Origin of the sequence: Bradyrhizobium manausense, from assembly GCF_001440035.1 — a bacterium.
Lineage (GTDB): Bacteria > Pseudomonadota > Alphaproteobacteria > Rhizobiales > Xanthobacteraceae > Bradyrhizobium > Bradyrhizobium manausense.
In genome coordinates, this window is sequence record NZ_LJYG01000026.1 from 61,794 (window position 1) to 80,909 (window position 19,116).

Here is a 19,116-nt window from a genome sequence, read left to right on the forward strand (position 1 = left end):
GCCCGTGTGTCAATCGATCCACGATGAGAATCCGGCGCATCCAGAGGGGAGGACGCGCACATGACCTGCCGCACGATCAACTCGACTCATCGTCATTCCATCGACCGCCGCACGCTCCTGAAATACTCGGCCGCAACCGGCGCTGTGCTCGCGACGGGACTGAAGGCGCCCGCGATCGCGCAGGCGCGCGCGATCAAGCTCGGCTACGTCTCGCCTCAGACCGGCCCGCTCGCGGCGTTCGCTGAGGCCGACAACTTCATCATTGCCGGGTTCAAGGAAGCGGCGAAGGCCGGCCTCAAGATCGGCAACGCCACCGTGCCTGTCGAGGTCATCGTCAAGGACAGCCAGTCCAATCCGAACCGCGCCGCCGAGGTCGCCAAGGATCTCATCGTCCAGGACAAGATCGACCTGATGCTGGTGGCCTCGACGCCGGAAACGACCAACCCGGTCTCGACCCAGTGCGAGATTGAGGAGGTGCCGTGCATCTCCACCGTGGCGCCGTGGCAGCCCTGGTTCATCGGCCGCCAGGCCAATCCAGGCGGTGGCCCGCCGGCGTGGAAGGGTTTCAACTACACCTATCACTTCTTCTGGGGGCTCGAGGACGTCATCGCCGTGTTCACCAACATGTGGGGCCAAGTGGCGACCAACAAATCCGTCGGCGGTCTCTTTCCCAACGACGGCGACGGCAACGCCTGGGGCGACAAGGCCGTCGGCTTTCCGCCGGTGCTCGACAAGGGCGGCTACAAGCTCACCGATCCCGGCCGCTACCAGAACCTCACCGACAATTTTTCGGCGCAGATCGGCGCGTTCAAGGGCGCCAATTGCGAGATCATCACCGGCGTGGTGCTGCCGCCCGATTTCACGACCTTCTGGAAGCAATCGCTTCAGCAAGGTTTTAAGCCGAAGGTCGCCTCGATCGGCAAAGCCATCCTGTTCCCCGTCGCGGTCGAGGCGCTCGGCAAGGACGGGCACAATCTGTCGTCGGAGGTGTGGTGGTCGCCGAGCCATCCCTTCAAGTCGTCGCTGACCGGCGCGAGCGCCAAGGATCTTGCCGGTGCCTATGAGGCTGCGACCAAGAAGCAATGGACCCAGCCGATCGGATTTGCGCATGCGCTGTTCGAGGTCGCGGTCGACGTGCTCAAGCGCACGCCGGATCGCGACGGCAAGGCGATCGCCGCGACGATCGCCGCGACCAATCTCGACACCGTCGTCGGCAAGGTGCAGTGGGGCGGTGCGAATCTGCCGCCCTTCGCCGCCAAGAACGTCGCCAAGACTCCGCTGGTCGGCGGCCAGTGGCGGCTCAAGGACGGCAAGTACGATATTGTCATCACCAACAACAAGACGGTACCCGCGATTCCCGTCGGCGGCCAGATGGAGGCCATCGCCTGATCGCGCCGCGCGTTGATATCTCATGCTGCTGGAAGTCACGGGCTTAAGAAAAAGTTTTGGCTCGATCGTCGTCGCCGACGCTCTCGATCTCGTCGTCGCGCCCGGTGAAGCTGTCGGCATCATCGGCCCGAACGGCGCCGGCAAGACCACGCTGTTCAACCTGATCGCCGGCGGCCTGACGCCGACCGCCGGCCACATCCGCTTCGATGGCCGTGATCTTCTCGGTGTGGCGCCGCCTGCGCGCTGCCGTGCCGGCATCGGCCGCACCCATCAGATCCCGCAGCCGTTTGAAAAACTCACCGTGTTCGAGAACCTGCTGGTCGGTGCGGTCTATGGTCGCCAAAAGTCCGAGCGGGAGGTCGCGCAGGCCTGCGGCGAGATTCTGGAACGGCTGGGCCTACTCAGGCGCGCCAATGCGCTGGCGGGCTCGCTGACGCTGCTGGAGCGCAAGCGGCTTGAGATGGCGCGCGCGCTCGCGACCGCCCCAAAACTCCTGCTGCTCGACGAGATCGCCGGCGGGCTGACCGAGGGTGAATGCGGCGAACTCGTCGCCACCATCCGCGAGATCCGCAAGACCGGCGTCGCGATCCTCTGGATCGAGCATGTCGTGCACGCGCTGCTCGCGGTGATCGACCGCCTGGTTGTGCTCAATTTCGGCCGCAAGATCGCGGAGGGTGAGCCGAAAGCGGTGATGCAGCGGCCCGACGTGCATCAGATCTATATCGGCATCGAGGCTTGAGCCATGGCCCTCCTGGAGACGCACAATCTCACAGCCTTCTACGGGGACTTCCAGGCGCTCTACGGCATCGACACCACGCTGGAGAAGGGTGAGACCATTGCCATCATCGGTGCCAACGGTGCGGGCAAGTCGACCTTCCTCAAGTCCATCGCAGGACTCATTCACGGCTCGGCCGACAGCGTACTGCTCGATGGCAACCCGATCGGCGCGCGCCCCGCGGCCGAGATCGTCAAGCTTGGCATTGCGCTCGTGCCGGAGGGACGCCGGCTGTTTCCCTCGCTCACCGTCGAGGAGAACCTCTTGATCGGCGGCTATGGCCGCAAGACGTCGGGACCGTGGACACTCGATCGCGTCCAAGCCCTGTTTCCCATCCTGAAGGAGCGGCGATCCTCGGCGACGCCGACCCTGTCGGGCGGCCAGCAGCAGATGGTCGCGATCGGGCGTGCCCTGATGTCCAATCCGTGCATTCTCCTCTGCGACGAGATCAGCCTGGGGCTGGCGCCGATCGTCATCGCCGACATCTATGCCGCGCTGCCGAGAATAAAGGCGGAGGGCACCAGCGTCGTGCTGGTCGAGCAGGACGTCGTGCAGGCGATGAAGGTCGCCGACCGCGTCTACTGCTTCCAGGAGGGACGGCTGTCGCTCACCGGCCGCCCGCGCGATCTCACGCGCGACCAAATTCACCGCGCCTATTTCGGGACGTGAGATGACCGGCTGGATCGACGCAGTGATACAAGGCGTTCTGCTCGGTGGTCTCTATGCGCTGTTCGCCGCCGGGCTGTCGCTCATGTTCGGCGTCATGCGGCTCGTCAACCTCGCCCATGGCGACCTCATCGTGCTCGCCGCGTTTGCGATCCTCGCCGTCGCGACGAAACTCGGCCTCGATCCCTTCGTTGCCGTGCTGGTGGCGACGCCGATCCTGTTCGTCCTCGGCTTTGCGCTCCAGCACGTATTGCTCAATCGCACGCTCGGGCGCGATCTGCTGCCGCCGCTGCTCGTCACCTTTGGGCTCTCGATCATCATCCAGAACGGCCTGCTGCAGACTTTCTCCGCGGACAGCCAGCGGCTGCGTTCAGGCCCCATCGAGACCGCCTCGATCCCGCTTGGTGGCGGCATTGCGGTCGGCGTCGTGCCGCTGCTGACAATGCTATCAGCCATTGCCGTGATCGTGCTGCTCAATTTCATTTTCTACCGCACGCCGGTTGGGCGCGCGTTTCGCGCCACGTCGGATGATCTCGAAGTTGCCCAGCTCATGGGTGTCGATCACAGGCGGATCTTCGCCGTCGCGATGGGGCTTGCCTTCGTCGTGATCGGGATCGCGGCGCTGTATCTCGGATTGCGGGCGAACTTCGATCCGACCATCGGCCCGGCGCGGCTGCTTTACGCCTTCGAGGCCGTGATCATCGGCGGCCTGGGTAGCTTTTGGGGAACGCTCGCAGGCGGCATCGTGCTCGGGCTCGCCCAGACCATCGGCGCGCGCATCGACCCGGAGTGGCAGATCCTAGCCGGCCATCTCGCCTTCCTCGCGGTGCTCGTGGTGCGGCCGCGCGGCCTGTTTCCGCGCGCGCAGGATTGACCGCGATGGATGATTCCGCAGCGAAGCCCGCACAGACCTTCCGCATCGAAACCGCGGGCGGCGCTCCGCGCATCGCCGCGTCGATCGCCGTCCTCATCGTCCTGGTGCTGGCGCTGCTGCCGATGGTCGCCAGCCGCACCCTGGTTCAGGATTTCATCTTCCTGTTCTACATGCTGGCGCTGGCGCAATGCTGGAACCTGCTCGCAGGCTATGCCGGCCTGATCTCGGTAGGCCAGCAGGCCTTTGTCGGCCTCGGCGGCTATCTCCTGTTTGCGCTGACGCTGATCGGTGGACTCAATCCGCTGCTTGCGATCCTGCTCGCAGGCGTCATCTCCGCATTGTGCGCGCTGCCGACGGCGCTGATCGTGTTCCGCCTGCGCGGTGCCTATTTTGCGATCGGGACCTGGGTGGTGGCCGAGGTCTATCGTCTCGTCTTCGCGCAGATCAAGCCGCTCGGCGGCGGCACCGGCACCTCGCTCACGTCATCGGTTACCTCATCCGTGCCCGGCATCGAACAGGTGAGGGCATTGCTCGACGTGCGCACGCCGGCGGCGCGCGACATCGTTTCCTATTGGGTGGCGCTGACGCTCGTGGTCGCCACGCTCGCCGCCGTCTACTTCATCTTGCGCTCGCGCCGTGGCCTCGCACTCGGCGCAATCCGCGACCAGGAGGCCGCCGCCGCGGGTCTCGGCGTCGATATCTACCGCATCAAGCTCGCCGTCTATGTCGCGACCGCGGCCATGACCGGCATGATCGGTGCGTTGATCTATCTCCAGAAGGCGCGGATCTCGCCGGATGCCGCCTTCTCGGTGCTGGATTGGACCGCCTACGTCATCTTCATCGTCGTGATCGGCGGCATCGGCACGATGGAAGGCCCGGTCATCGGCGCCGTCGTCTTCTATTTGATGCAGCGCTATCTCGCCGATTTCGGCGCCTGGTATCTCATCTTGCTGGGCACGCTCGGAATCCTGATCATGTTGTTCGCGCCGCGCGGCCTCTGGGGCCTAATCTTAAATTGGCGCGATGTAACGATCTTTCCAATCGGCGACGGCTAACCACCTCGCGCCGATGATGGGCTACCCGTCGGGCAAAACACCCGCCACCCCGTCAACCCCTCTCCACAAAAATATTCCACTTTACCGAAATTCGGAAACAGCGTATATATCGCCGCATCCCGGCTCATCCTTGAGGGGCGGTCTCGAGTCGTCTTGATTGCGAGCCGGGCTTGCGGTGGACGCGGGCAGCGTTGGGCGCGAGAGGAGCGGGCAGGGCGGGTAGTCCCTGTGAGCCCGAGACCTTCGCGCGGACGAACGGCGCTGTCAGGTTCGTCTCGCCGGCATGCTTCCGGCAACGTCGACACGGCCGGACGATCATGCGGCGAACTGGCGAACCCCGGCGTACGGCAAAACCGTGTGGTCCCGGCCGTCGTCGCTACGGTCAAGCCTTTGCGGAGGTGCGGGGAGCCCAACCGGGTGAAGCGCACTGCCAATCTGCGGGCGAGGGAGGCCAGAAGGAATTCGGCTCCCGGGAGAGCACGGCATAAGCCGTCAAACCACTGCGCAGGGAAGGCCGAGTGTTCGGCACCACCTGTATGCTGCTGTGCGGTCTTTTTGCGCTACATTTTCGCGCAGCGGACCGCGGGTGCGAGGTCGGCACCCGGTCTTCCCTGCGCCCTCTTGGATTTACGAGGGCGGAACGATGAGCAAGGCTCGGGCGAAATGCGCCGCGAGAACGCGAGCGCGCGTCCGCAGTTACGCTGCCGTCCAAGATTCCTGTTGTCCCCGGACTCCGACGCCTCTAGCATCGCCTCAACACGGGCACCGGGACGAAATTCGCCGCGAGGACATCATGCGCTGCATCAGTCCGTTGCTGCTGGCCGGTTATGTGCTGGGATCCCTGCTGTTCGCATCGGTGGAACCCGGTCACGCGCAGGGAATTCCGCAAAACATTCCGAGGAAGGATCTGCTGATCCTGGAAAACCCGGAAGGCACCGTCAAGAACGCCGGCTGGTTCAACATCTGGGTGATCAACGCCAATTCGCAGTCCAACGGGCTGCAGCAGGCCGCGCTTGATACGCTGTGGTACATCGATCCCGAGAGCGGCCTCGACGGCGTCTGGGACAATTCGCTGGCCGCCGACAAGCCGCAATACAACGCCGACTTCACCGAAATGACGGTCAAGCTGCGCAGCGGCATCTTCTGGAGCGACGGCGTCGAATTCACCGCCGACGACGTCGTCGCAACCGTGACCACCCAGATCAAAAACCCGGCGATGCGCTTCAGCGCGGTCCTGACGAGCAACGTCGCCTCCGTCGAGGCGCCGGATGCCCACACCGTCGTGTTCAAGCTCAAAAAGCCCAATTCACGCTTCCACGCCAACTTCACGGTGCGCTGGGGCGCGATATGGATCCTGCCCAAGCATGTGTTCGACAAGGTCGAGGATCCCGTCAAATTCGACTTCAACAAGCCGGTCTCGCTCGGCGCCTATGTGCTGCACAGCTACGATCCCGACGGCAAATGGTACATCTGGCAGCTTCGCGAGGACTGGCAACGCACCACGCTGGCGCGCTTCGGCAAGCCGGGTCCGAAATATCTCGCTTATGTCGATCCCGGGCCGCCGGACAAACGGGTGATCGCGCAGCTCAACCATGAGCTCGACGTCATCCACGACATCGCGCCGGAAGGCATGTTCGCCCTCGCCAAGCAGAGCAAGACGACGCGGGCCTGGTTCAAGGGATTCCCGTACGGCCATCCCGATCCGACGCTTCCCGCTGTCATCTTCAACACCCAGAACGAGAACTTCAAGAATCCGGACGTGCGCTGGGCGCTGGCGCTGTTGATCGACATCAAGGCCGTGGCGATGGCGGCCTATCGCGGCGCTGCCACCATCTCGGCGATCGGCGTGCCCCCGACCGGAACCCATCCGGCCACCTATCACGCGCCGATGGAGGACTGGCTCAAGAGCTTCGAGATCGACACCGGCAAGCGCAAGATCAAGCCGTATGACCCGACCATCGGCAAGCAGATCGCCGACATGCTGCGGCCGTCCATGGGCGAACAGATCCCGGCCGATCCGGCAGAGATCGCCAAGGCATTCGGGCGGGGCTGGTGGAAGACCGATCCGGTCGCGGCGCAGGAGCTGCTGGAGAAGGCGGGCTTCAGCAAGCGCGGCGGCGCCTGGGTCACGCCCGACGGAAAGCCCTTCAGCGTCCGTGTCATGGTCGAAGGCGATCTGCGTCCGGTGATGACGCGGGCCGGAACGATGATCGTGCAGCTGTGGAAGCAGGCGGGCATCGATGCCAAGATCGACGTCGCGCAAGGCACGCTGCCGACGCGGCGTGCCGCCGGTGATTTCGACAGCTTCATCGGCTGGAGCGTCGAGACCTGGGGCGGCCACCAGGACCTGTCCTATTTCCTCGACAGCTGGCATTCGCAATTCGTCGCCGAGCCGGGCAAGCCGCAGCCGCTGCGCAACTGGCAGCGCTGGTCCAATCCCGCGCTCGACAAGATCATCGAGGAGATCCGCACCGTCGGCTTCGACGATCAGAGGTCGATCGAGCTCGGCAAGGACTACGTCAAGCTCGCGGTGAAGGAGATGCCGACCATTCCGCTGATGGCCTACAACGTGTTCACCGCGATGGACCAGACCTACTGGACCGGCTTTCCGACATCGGAAAATCCCTACACCAATCCCGTGCCGAACTGGGGCAATTCGCGTTACATGTTCGTGCGGCTGAAGCCGGCAAGTTAGGACGCGATGACATCTAGGCGACCGCATCTGCCAGAGCGACCTTGCCGAGCGTCCCGGGTGCTGCCATGAGCGGGTACGCCGGCTATGTCGGCCGCCGGCTCGCGCAGTTCCTGCTCGTCGTCTTCATCGGCATCAACATCGCCTATGTCATCACGCATGCCTCGCCGATCGATCCCGTCGAGCAATCGATCTCGGCGGTGACGTCCTTCGGCAACACCGCGCCCGATGCGATCGAACAGATGCGCCGCTCCCTGCGTGAGCTCTATGGTCTCGGCGGCACGCCCGTTCAGCAATATCTGGCGTTCTGGAAGCGGATCCTGAGCGCCGATTTCGGTCCGTCGCTGTCGGCATTTCCGACCCCGGTCGGCACCCTGATCGGACGCGCGCTGCCCTGGACGGCGGGCCTGCTCACGGTTTCAACCCTCATCGCCTGGGTGCTTGGAAATCTGCTCGGAGGACTCGCCGGCTATTACCGGCAGAGCCGCGGGTTGAAGCTGATGGGGGTGATTGCCATGGGCCTTCATCCGATCCCCTATTACATCCTGGCCATGCTGCTGCTGATCCTGTTCGGTTTCATCTGGCCGGTGCTTCCGATCAGCGGCGGGGCGACGATGAATCTGCCGCAGACCCTGACACCCGAATTCGTCTGGAGCGTGCTGCAGCACGCGATCCTGCCGGCGCTGTCGCTGATCCTGATCGGCGTGGGCAGCTGGTTCCTCGGCATGCGTTCGCTGGTCGCCAATGTCCTCGCCGAGGACTACGTCGTCTATGCCGAGCTTGCCGGCGTGAGGTCCTGGCGCATCCTGACATCCTATGTGATGCGCAACGCGCTGGTGCCGCAGGTCACGGGCCTTGCGATGTCGCTCGGCGGCATCTTCAACGGCGCCGTGATCACCGAAAAGGTGTTCGGCTATCCCGGGCTCGGCTCGCTGCTGGTGGACGCCGTCTATGCCGGTGATTACGGCCTGGTCCTCGGCGTCACCACCATCTCGATCCTCGGCGTATCGGTCGGCGTGCTCGCGATCGATCTGCTGTATCCGCTGCTCGATCCCCGGGTGAAGGTCAGCTGATGGTCGTCTTTCTCCGCGACCTGCTGCGCTACAGGGCCGAATTCCGCATCGGGCTGGTGCTGGTTGCCGTCGTCCTGCTGCTGTCGGTGCTGGCGAGCTTTTCGCCCTATCCGCCCGACAGCGTCTACGTGGTGCCGCCCGACCTGCCACCGTCGTTGACGTATTGGTTCGGCACCACGTCGCGCGGCCAGGACGTGTTCTGGCAGTTGAGCTTCGCCATCAGGAACACGTTGCTGTTTGGCGGCACGGTGGCCCTGGTCAGCCGCCTGGTCGCGCTCGCGGTCGGGCTCGTCAGCGGCTACAAGGGCGGCTGGATCGATCGCGCCCTGATGTCGGTGAACGACACCTTCATCGTCATCCCGCTGCTGCCGGTCCTGGTGCTGTTCTATTTCGTGATGCGCGACCGCATCTCCTGGCTGATGCTGGCGCTGATCATGGCCTGTTTCGGCTGGGCCTATGATGCGCGGCTGATCCGCTCGGTGGTGATGAGCTTGCGGCAACGCGAGTTCACCCAGACCAGCCTGTTCTCCGGAATGAGCACGCGGCAGGTCCTGACCGATGAGCATCTGCCCTATGTCGTGCCGATCCTGTTCTCCACGACCATGAACAACATGGTGTGGTCGATCGGGCTCGAGGTGACGCTTGCGGTGCTCGGCTTCACCGACATCAACATCCCGACGATCGGCGGCATGATCTATTGGGCCAACCAGCACACGGCGATGGTTGCGGGCATCTGGTGGTGGATCGCCTTTCCGACCATCGCGGTGATCATGGCGTTCATCGGGCTGTTCCTGCTCGCGGTCTCGGTGAACGCCCATATCGATCCGAGAAGCCGGCTCTGGAACGTGGGAGAGGCTTCGTGATGCACGCGAGCGTCGAGCAGCCGCACGGGGAGCAGGATGTCCAGCCGCTTCTCGTCGTTCGCGACCTGCAGGCCTATTACCGGACCAGCCATGCCGGCGTCAGGCGCGCCATCCGTGCGGTTGACGGTGTCAGCTTCGCCGTGCGCCGCGGCGAGATCTACGGTCTCGCCGGGGAATCGAGCTCCGGAAAGACCACGCTGATCAAGAGCATTGCAGGCGCGATCAAGCCTCCGCTCGAGATCGTCGGCGGCAGCATGGAGTTTGCCTTCCTGCCCGGCTATGGCGGATTGCACCGCGCGCCGCCGGCTCAAGTGGAGCGGATTCGCTGGCGGCATCTCTCCTACATCATGCAGGGTTCGATGAATGTGCTGAACCCGGTGCGTCGCATCCGATGCTCCTTTACCGATTTCGCCTATCCGCATATCGGCGGCAGCCGACAGCAGTTCGAGCAACAGGTGGTCGCCCATCTGTCTCGCGTGAGACTCGATCCGTCGGTGCTTTCAGCCTTTCCCCACGAGCTCTCGGGCGGGATGCGGCAACGCGCGGCGCTTGCGCTGGCGACGATCTGCCGTCCCGGATTCATCATTGCCGACGAGCCGACCACCGCGCTCGACGTGGTGGTGCAGAAGGAGGTGCTGGGCATGATCCGCGGCATTCAGCGCGAAACCGGCTCGTCGGTGCTGTTCGTCACGCATGACATGGGCGTGCATGCGCATATCACCGACCGGCTCGCCATCATGTATGCCGGGCGCCTGGTCGAGGAGGCCGCGACGGCGGAAATCTTCCGCAACCCGTTACATCCCTACACCCAGAACCTCATCGCGAGCCTTCCGCGCATCGGCGAGGACGCGCCGCGCGCGGGGCTTGGCGGCGCGCCGCCAAATCTGGCCGATCCCCCGTCGGGGTGTCGCTTCCATCCGCGATGCCCGCTCGCACGCGAGATTTGCAGCCGTGAGGTTCCTGTCATGCGCGAAGCGGGCGCCGGTCATCGCGTGGCATGCTTCGCCGTCAACGGAGACGATGGGGCATGAACGATCTGCTGCTCGATGTCAGGGACGTCAGCAAAACCTTCGTCCGCGGAGGGCTATTCTCGCGGGAGGAGATCGTTGCGGTGAATAAGGTAAGCCTCCAGCTCGCCGCCGGGCGGCCGGAGATCCTGGCGATCATCGGCGAATCCGGCAGCGGCAAGACGACCCTTGCCCGCATGATCCTGAACATGGTGACGCCGACCAGCGGCAGATTGCTGCTCGACGGCACCGACCTTGCGGCCATCAGCGGCAGCGCAGGTCGGATAGCGTTCATGCACAAGGTGCAGCCGATCTTCCAGAATCCGTTTGAATCCTTCAATCCCTTGAAGCGGGTTGAGCGGTATCTGCTTATGACGCGGCGTCGATTTGCCGCCGCGGCAGGGGGGAGCACGGCTGCGACGGCCGTTGATGCGGCGCTGCACAAGGTGGGCTTGTCGCTCAAAGAGGTGGGGGGCAGGTACCCGCATGAGTTGTCGGGAGGACAGCTGCAACGGGTCGCGATCGCCCGTGCGCTGCTGGCCGAGCCGAAATTGATCGTGGCGGACGAGCCGGTCTCCATGATCGATGCGTCCTTGCGCATATCCATCGTCAATCTATTCAGGACGTTACGGGACGAGCTGGGGATATCGATCATCTATATCACGCACGATCTGGCGACCGCCTACTACATCAGCGATCGTATCCTGATCATGCAGAAGGGCAGCGTCGTCGAAAGCGGTGATGCGCGAGCCGTGCTGACGGCGCCGCGGCATCCCTGTACTCGCCAGTTGCGCGAAGCCGCTCTGTTGCCTCAAATTGCCGGCGGCGGCGCAAATGCCTCCGGTACGACCCAAGTCATTTGATCCAGGACATTCGAAGGCAGGGTATGAGAAAAGCTAGAGTTCTGATGGATCGCGATTTTGCCATCGCTCGCACCGATCCTCGCTTGTTCGGGGCCTTCGTCGAACATCTCGGACGGTGCGTCTATGGCGGCATCTACGAGCCGGGCCATCCGACAGCAGACGACAAGGGATTTCGCGGCGACGTGCTCGCTCTGGTGAAGGAGCTTGGCCCGACGATCATCCGATATCCCGGCGGCAATTTCGTCTCCGGCTACAATTGGGAAGACGGGGTCGGCCCGGCGGAGAAGCGGCCGGTGCGGCTCGACCTCGCATGGTTCAGCACCGAGCCCAACAGCTTCGGCACGAATGAATTCGTGGATTGGTGCAAGGCTGCCGATGTCGAGCCGATGCTGGCGGTCAATCTTGGCACGAGGGGCGGCGAGGCCGCGGCCAACCTTGTGGAATACTGCAATCACCCGGGCGGATCGGCCTGGTCGGATCTGCGCCGCTCTCACGGCTGGGAGAAGCCGCACGGTGTCAGGTTCTGGTGCCTCGGCAACGAGATGGACGGCCCTTGGCAGATTGGACACAAGAGCGCGGCCGCCTACGGGCCGGTGGCGCTCGAAGCCGCCAAGATGATGCGGTGGGTGGACCCGAAGATCGAACTCGCGGTCTGCGGCTCTTGCGGGCGCAGCATGCCGACGTTCGGCACCTGGGAAGACACGGTGCTCGATCAAACCTTCGATCATGTCGACTACGTTTCGCTGCATACGTATCTCAACAACTATCGGCGAGACAGCGCAGCCTTTCTCGCCAGCCCCGACCTGATGGACCGCTTCATCGACGAGGTCGTCGCATTGGCGGATGCCGCGGCGGCGCGACGTCGATCCGACAAGCGTCTGATGTTGAATTTCGACGAATGGAACGTCTGGTATCGAACCCGCCGCAACCGGGCCGATCGGGTCAAGGAAGGCTGGCCCGTGGCGCCGCCGATTCTCGAGGAGATCTACACGATGGAGGACGCGCTGGTTTTCGGCGGCGCCTGCATCTCGCTGCTCAACCATGCCGATCGGGTGAAGGCGGCCTGCCTGGCGCAGCTCGTCAATGCCATCGCGCCGATCATGACCGAGACCGGCGGAGCCGCGTGGCGCCAGACCATCTTCTTCCCGTTCGCGCACATGAGCCGCTTCGGTCGCGGCAAGGTGCTACGCATCCAGGTCGAGTCGGACGCCTACGACACCACCTACTACGATCCCCGGGGACCTCTGGAGCTGACCTTTCCGATCGCCAATGTGCCGTACCTCAAGATGGCTGCCGTCGCGGGAGAGGCCGGGACTGTTTCGCTGTTCATGCTCAACCGCGACCTCAACCAGGAGATCGAGGTTAGCATCGATGCACGGAATTTCGGCGAGCTCGCCGTGGTTGATGCCTTTCAATTGCGTCACGACGATCTTCAGGCGACGAACACCAGGGACGCGCCGGCGCGGGTGAAGCCTCAGCCGTTACGGGGCGTGAGCATCGTTGGCGCGCAGTTGCGTGCGGTGCTCGCGCCGGCCTCATGGAACGTGGTTCATCTGTCGGCGGGCTGAGGTTGGCGAGCGGACACTGCCTATTGCGCGGCGACTGGACGTCCGCGCGACTCCAGGACCCGGCGAATGGCATGTGCCAGATCCGCCGGCCGGTACGGCTTNGCTCAGCAGGGTGATATCAGGGTCGAGCCGACCGTCGTGCATCATGGCGGCTTCCGGATAGCCCGACATATAGAGCACGGGCACGCCGGGACGCCGCTGGAGCACGGCATCGGCAAGTTGGCGGCCGTTCATGCCGCCGGGCATGACGACATCGGTAAAGAGCAGATCGAACGCCGTGCCCAGGTCGACGAGAGCGAGGGCCTCCGGACCATTGGGGGCCGCGATCGTGCGATAGCCGAAGCTCTTCAGCTGCGCTTCGACATAGTTGCGGACCAGTTCGTCGTCCTCGACCAGGAGGATGGTTTCCCTGCCGCGTTGCAGCTCGCCCTTCGTCACTACGCGTGTGGAGGCTGCGGCCTGGGTCGAGCGCGGCAGGTACAGGCTGAAGGTCGTCCCCGATCCTTCTTCGCTGTCGATTCGAATATGTCCGCCGGACTGCTTGATGAAGCCATACACCATGCTCAAGCCGAGGCCTGTTCCCTTGCCAAGCTCCTTGGTCGTGAAGAACGGTTCGAAGATCTTGTCGCGGATTGTCAGCGGAATACCCGAGCCGGTGTCGCTCACCGTCACCAGGACGAAGTCGCCGAGCGCATTGTCCGGTCCTGGATTGTCGGGGCCAAAGCTCACATTCGCGGTGCCGAACGAGATCTTGCCTCCGCCCGCCATCGCGTCGCGGGCATTGACGGCGAGGTTGATCAGGGCAGTCGAGAGCTGGCCCGGGTCGATCAGCGCATGCCAGCAATCGGTCTGCAGCGTGGAGCCGACCTCGATGTGCTCGCCCAGCGTTGGCCGCAGCAGCTTTGCGGTATCGACAATGAGATTGTTGACGTCGACGTTGCGGGGTTGCAGCGGCTGCCTGCGCGCGAAGGCGAGGAGCTGCATCGTCAGATCGGCGCCGCGCGTGGCGGCATCGTCGATCATATGTGCAATGGCGACGAGGTCAGGCCGATCCGCAAGATCGTCGATCAGGATCTGGATGGTTCCGGTGATCACCGTCAGGATGTTGTTGAAGTCATGGGCGACGCCCCCGGTGAGCTGGCCGACGGCGTCCATCTTCTGCGCCTGGCGCAACTGCTGCTCGAGGCGCAGCCGCTGGCTGATGTCGCGTCCGATCACGATGATCAGCTCCTGGCCGCCCGTCGAGACGTGAGCGGCAGACATTTCGACATCGAGGCCCTTGTCGTCGGCGCCACCAAGGCGAAGCTGCAGCAGACCCGTCGAATCCGGCGCCAGCAATCTGGCGACCTCGGTTGGGTCGGCAGCAACGAGCATGGATCGGAACGGCAGGCCGATGATCTGCTCCCGCGGCCGTCCCAGCATCACACCGGCGGTGCGGTTTGCCTCGATCACAAGGCCGCTTTGGTCAAGCACCAGGATTGCGTCATGCGCCTGCTCCATGAGCAGGCGGTATTTTTCCTCGGCCTGCTTTCGCGCGGTGAGGTCGAGCACGAACGAGACGCACTGATCGGACGACCCGGCCAGCGAGGCGGACCCGATCAGGACAGGAACGCGGCTGCCGTCTTTCCTGATGAACTCCTTCTCCCGCGAGGCGGTCTGCCCCGATGTCCTGAGCTGTTCGACCCGCTGCGTGTCTTCGTCGCGATATTCCGCCGGGGTCATGTCGTTCCAGCGGATGGCCTTCGAGACCAGGTCCTGCCTGGAATATCCGGTCATGTTCAGGAAGGCGTCGTTGGCGTAGCTGATGTCGCCGCTGCCCTGCCAGAACAGGATGCCGATAATATTGGAATCGACGAGCCGGCGGATGCGCGCCTCGCGCTCCTGAAGATCGCGATAGAGCAGCGTGTTCTCTAGAGAGATCGCGGCCTGTGCCGCCAACAGGTCCAGCACCACCACCCGATCCGGCGTGAAGGCGTGCGTCGTCAACGTGTTCTCCAGATACAGCAAGCCGATCAGCTTGGCTTGTTTCAGCAATGGCAGGCAGAGCATGGATCTCGGGTGTCGGCGACGCACATAGTCGTCACCGTAGAGCGGATCGGGCCGCGTTGCGTCGTCGACGATGAGGGGCTTTTGCGCGCGAATGACGTAGCGCAGCAGGGCCTCCGGACAATCCGGTGTCGAGAGCGAGGTTTGACGCATCGCGACGGTGAACGCGTCGCCCCTGGATTGGCCCTCCGCCTCGATACGGAAGTCGTCGTGCCGCGACAGGATCAGCAGGCCGCGGTCGGCACCAGCGTTCTGCAGAACGATCTTCATCAGTGTCTCGATCAGCTTCGGCAGCTCGATTTCACTTGAGACGGCCTGAGACGCCTTCACCACGGTGGTAACGTCCATCTGCTGGATGGTCGGCCGGCTGCCGGAGCTGGTATCTTCGGCGACGTGGAGGCGCGGATAGAGGTGTTCGAGCTGCCTGACCTTTGGCTCGGCTCCCCAGCGGATAAATCCGTAGTGGGCATCGCGCAGATAGGCATTGGCGATCTTGTCGAAGCCGCGCGTCGTGTAGAATCGTCCGGCGAGCTCGTTTGCGATGGCTTCATTGTGAGGAAAGCCGTTTGCATGCGCCTCGGCGATCGCCCGGTCGTAGTATCGCATCGCATCGACCTCGCGACCTTCGACGCGGGCGATTTCAGCCGAGATGAGAGCGGCCCGGTCAGCGAAGTCTTCCGGGCTGATCTCGTCCAATTGCTGAAGCTCGCGGTGGTGGCGGGTCAGAGCGTCGTGATGCCGGGCTCGTTCGGCTGGGATGGCGACCTCGCAACACGCGGCCTCGGCCAAGGCCGCGTAGAAGTGAAAGTCAACCCGATCGAACAGGGCTTTCGAGGTCCACAAGAGCTTGTCGGCCTTTGCTGCGGCAGCGATGGCGGTGGGATCGTTGGCAAGCACGCGTGCCTGCAGCTTGCGGGTCCAGTACCAGAATCCGGCCTGCTCCAGGTATGGCTCGGTCTCGAGACGAAGTTCAAACTGCGCCTCGTTGAAGTCGGCGTCATCGAAGCTGCCGAATTTCGCGGTGAGGCCGCGCAGCGACCGGATGAGCTGCAACTGCCCAATAATTCGATCCGCTGCAAGATCGACGTGCGCCCGGCGTGCGTAATCGAACCCCGCTTCGGCCTCCAGCTGCACTTCGGCAAGCGGATCGCCGCAAGCGAGAAGGTGCGTCAGGTGATGATGGCGGGTGAAGCTCGCATAGTTCACGTCGCCGACTTGCTGCGCGGCGTCGAAGGCGCGCTTCAGCCACGGGCGTCCTGTCCTCACATCTCGCGTCCAGCTGCCGAAGCCGAGATAGGCGCGGGCCTTGAACCGGTCCAGTCCGTGCGTCTCGACCAGATCGAGGCCGAGCCGGGCAAAGCGATAGCCGGCAGCGTAGTCGCCAAAGTCGGGACCGAGCACGGTGGCGAGCACGATGTAGGCGAGGCACGAGGCATCGGAGTTGCCGTATTGCAAGCTGAGATTGGCCATGCGTCCGATGATCAGGCGTCGCAAGCCCTCATCGATGTACCACGCCGGCGAAACCAGCACCGTAAGGACATCCATCGTTCCGCGCGCGACCGGATCAGTCATCTGCGGCAGATCGAGCAGGGCCTCGATCGGACGGTCGCCGATCGCCTGCCACATCCGCTGATATTCTCGCTGGACTTCATCCGGCGTTGGATGCGCGGACCAGTCGATGCCGACGCGCCGCAGATAGTCGAGCGCGGTCTCGACGTTGCGATCGCTTGGCTCCATCCGCAGCCGGGTGACCGCCGCGAGATCGGGCAGGGTGGCCGCTCGTTCCGCCAATTCGGCGAGGCGCGTGTTCGCCGTGGCGTGGTCGCCTGCGAGGAATTCGCATTCGGCGCGCTGCAGCGCCAGCGCGAAGCTGAGCGTGTAATGTTGCTCCCAGCGATCCCCGGGCAGCATGGCTTCGCCGGCCGCGAAGTGAGCGTGCGCCATGGCGAAGGCCGTTGCGGCCTTGGCGCGGCGACCGGCGAGCAGATTGAGCTCCGCCAGCCTGACGCGCTCCTCCGGTGCCGTGATCAAGGCTGCGCCGCGGTTGAGTTGGCTGACGATCTCGAAGACGTCTTCCTCGATCGTTTCAGGCGCGACTCTCGCTGCGAACAAGCGGCCGATGCGCAGATGCGCCGCGGCCCGTCCTTGCTCCGGAATCAGTGCATAAGCCGCCTCCTGAAACCGGTCGTGGACGAAGCGATAGGCGCCAGCTTGCGGCTCGACGAATTCCTGGCGAACGGCAGGCCACAGATCGGCGTTGACCTGCTCATCGGAGGCGTCGAGCACGATCGAAAGCACTGCCACCTCGGCGACATTTCCGAGGCAGGCCATCTGCTGCAGAGCCGTGCGTGTCGCCAGGGGCAGCCGGGTGAGCTTCCCCAGCATGAGGTCGATGACGTTGTCGGTGTACCGCTTGGCATGAATCCGCTCGAGGTCCCAGGCCCAGCGCACGGCATTATGGTCGAACGCAAGCAGGCCTTCGTCGACCAGCGAGAACATGAACTGGATGGCGAAGAACGGATTGCCTGCGGTCTTCTCGTGCACGAGCTGGATCAGCGGCGCAGCGTGACTCGGCTCGCAACGGAGCGTGTCCGCCAGCAACTGGCCGAGGTGCCTGCGACCGAGCGGCGCGAGCTTGATCTCCACCACCCCTCGCCCGCGCGCCTTGATGGCCTCGCGCATGCGCATGACGGGATGAGCGGAATCCACCTCGTTGTCCCGGTAAGCACCGATCAGCATCAGGTGCTTCAGCTCTGACCGCGTCAGGATGTCCTCGAGCAGCTCGAACGTCGCCATATCAAGCCATTGCAAATCATCGAGGAACAACACCAGGGGATGTTCGGCCCGCGCAAACACGCCGATGAACTGTTCGATCACGCGGTGAAAGCGGCTTTGCGCGTGCTGGAGCGGCAGCTCGGTGACAGGCGGCTGCTCGCCGATGACGGCCTTCAGCTCCGGAACGAGGTCCACGACGAGCTGTCCGTTTGGACCAAGCGCGCCGAGCAGGGCCTGGCGCCACTCGCTCAGCTCGGCGTCGCGCTTGCCGAGAAGAGGACGGACGAGGCCCTGGAATGCCTTGGCGAGCGTGGCGTAGGGGATGTCGCGTTTGTGCTGGTCGAATTTGCCTGACGCAAACAGGCCGTGCGACGGCACCAGCACCTTGTGCAGCTCGTTGACGACGGATGACTTGCCGATGCCGGAATATCCGGCGATCAGCGCAAGCTCCGGCGCGCCGCTCTTGGCGATGCGTTCGAACGAGGCGAACAACGTCTCGCACTCGGATGTCCTTCCGTACAGCTTCTCGGGTACGAGAAGTCGGTCCGGCGTGTCGTGCTGGCCCAGCGGGAAGTCGTCGATGGAACGCCGAAGCTCCCATTCTGCGAGGCAGCGTTGCAGATCCCGCTCGGCGCCGCCGGCGGTCTGGTAGCGCTCCTCCGCCATCTTGGAGAGCAGCTTCATGATCAGCCTGGACACCGTGCCGGGCACGTTGCTGCATCGCTTGGCCGGCGCATCGGGCTCCCTTGCGACGTGACAATGCACCCATTCCATCGGATCATCAGCGGCGAATGGCAGCGAGCCGGTGACCATCTGGTAGAGCGTGACGCCGAGTGAGTAGAGATCACTCCGCGAGTCGATCGAGCGGTTCATGCGTCCCGTCTGCTCGGGAGAGATGTAAGCGAGCGTACCGGCGATCTGCTCGTGAGCTGCCGCGGACAGCCGTTCGCGGGGGCGGCGTGTTGCGAATCCGAAGCCGGTGAGATGCACGCCGCCATTGTTGCGGCTCACCAGGATATTTGCCGGTTTGATATCCTTGTGCACCAGGCCCTGTTGATGGACCTTGCCCAGCGCGGCAGCGATCTGGATCGCGAGACGCAGGAAGCTGCCCGTCTCCATGGGCGCGTCCGTCAGCCAGGTCAGCGGCTCGCCGCCGCGATCCTCGAGGATGAGAATGGTGCGGCCGTGATCCTGCAGCAGCTCGAGCGGCTTCGCCGCCCAGGCACCATCCAGTTCGTCCCTCAGCGCAAATTCGTGAGCCAGCCGGTCGAGGCTTTGCGGGCTTGGATGTTCCGCGGCCGGAACGACGGCCAGCACGACCTGCCGTTCACCGTCAATGCGTTCGCGGGAGGTGCGGCACAGCAGAATCCCGTCTTCGTCGCAGAGAACCTGCGGACCGTGGGCCCAGCCGGTGCCCATAAATGATGAGAGATTCATATCCGTAGACCGTGCCGTCGCCGGGTTCAGGTC

At 64.0% G+C, this 19,116-nt stretch carries 11 protein-coding genes and 1 pseudogene; 11 read left to right on the top strand and 1 reads right to left on the bottom strand.

Going from position 1 to position 19,116, the window contains the following annotated elements; all coding sequences use genetic code 11:
• The first annotated feature begins 60 nt into the window (after nucleotides 1–60).
• The 11 genes from AOQ71_RS05270 to arfA all read left to right on the top strand — a co-directional run bounded on the left by AOQ71_RS05270 (nucleotide 61) and on the right by arfA (nucleotide 12,825).
• Nucleotides 61–1,389, top strand: coding sequence for an ABC transporter substrate-binding protein (locus AOQ71_RS05270; protein WP_057742759.1), 1,329 nt, complete (start codon nucleotides 61–63; stop codon nucleotides 1,387–1,389).
• A 22-nt stretch (nucleotides 1,390–1,411) separates the two neighbouring features.
• The gene (locus AOQ71_RS05275; RefSeq protein WP_057742761.1) at nucleotides 1,412–2,128 is read left to right on the top strand and encodes an ABC transporter ATP-binding protein; all 717 of its coding nucleotides are present in this window, start codon (nucleotides 1,412–1,414) and stop codon (nucleotides 2,126–2,128) included.
• 3 nt (nucleotides 2,129–2,131) lie between these two features.
• Nucleotides 2,132–2,833, top strand: coding sequence for an ABC transporter ATP-binding protein (locus AOQ71_RS05280; RefSeq protein ID WP_057742763.1), 702 nt, complete (start codon nucleotides 2,132–2,134; stop codon nucleotides 2,831–2,833).
• A 1-nt stretch (nucleotide 2,834) separates the two neighbouring features.
• Nucleotides 2,835–3,704 (top strand): branched-chain amino acid ABC transporter permease, encoded by an 870-nt coding sequence (locus tag AOQ71_RS05285; RefSeq protein ID WP_057742765.1) that lies wholly within the window; start codon nucleotides 2,835–2,837, stop codon nucleotides 3,702–3,704.
• 5 nt (nucleotides 3,705–3,709) lie between these two features.
• Entirely contained in the window at nucleotides 3,710–4,759 is a 1,050-nt protein-coding gene (locus tag AOQ71_RS05290) for a branched-chain amino acid ABC transporter permease (protein WP_057742768.1), read from the top strand.
• Nucleotides 4,760–5,552: 793 nt separating this feature from the next.
• The gene (locus AOQ71_RS05295; protein WP_057742770.1) at nucleotides 5,553–7,454 is read left to right on the top strand and encodes an ABC transporter substrate-binding protein; all 1,902 of its coding nucleotides are present in this window, start codon (nucleotides 5,553–5,555) and stop codon (nucleotides 7,452–7,454) included.
• 65 nt (nucleotides 7,455–7,519) lie between these two features.
• Entirely contained in the window at nucleotides 7,520–8,524 is a 1,005-nt protein-coding gene (locus tag AOQ71_RS05300; RefSeq protein ID WP_057742772.1) for an ABC transporter permease, read from the top strand.
• Complete coding sequence (locus tag AOQ71_RS05305; protein WP_057742775.1) at nucleotides 8,524–9,387, top strand: ABC transporter permease; 864 nt, start codon at nucleotides 8,524–8,526, stop codon at nucleotides 9,385–9,387. Before AOQ71_RS05300 ends, AOQ71_RS05305 begins: the two co-directional genes overlap by 1 nt.
• Nucleotides 9,387–10,418, top strand: coding sequence for an ABC transporter ATP-binding protein (locus tag AOQ71_RS05310; RefSeq protein ID WP_057742777.1), 1,032 nt, complete (start codon nucleotides 9,387–9,389; stop codon nucleotides 10,416–10,418). The genes AOQ71_RS05305 and AOQ71_RS05310 overlap by 1 nt, the downstream gene beginning before the upstream one ends.
• The gene (locus AOQ71_RS05315; protein ID WP_057742780.1) at nucleotides 10,415–11,257 is read left to right on the top strand and encodes an ABC transporter ATP-binding protein; all 843 of its coding nucleotides are present in this window, start codon (nucleotides 10,415–10,417) and stop codon (nucleotides 11,255–11,257) included. Before AOQ71_RS05310 ends, AOQ71_RS05315 begins: the two co-directional genes overlap by 4 nt.
• Before the next feature lie 23 nt (nucleotides 11,258–11,280).
• On the top strand, nucleotides 11,281–12,825 hold the full coding sequence (gene arfA / locus AOQ71_RS05320) for an arabinosylfuranosidase ArfA (protein WP_057742783.1): 1,545 nt from the start codon (nucleotides 11,281–11,283) through the stop codon (nucleotides 12,823–12,825).
• A gap of 102 nt (nucleotides 12,826–12,927) precedes the next feature.
• On the opposite strand, the pseudogene AOQ71_RS05325 reads toward arfA, so the two are convergent.
• Nucleotides 12,928–19,083: pseudogene (locus tag AOQ71_RS05325) on the bottom strand (AAA family ATPase); the annotation flags it as partial.
• Nucleotides 19,084–19,116 lie beyond the last annotated feature (33 nt).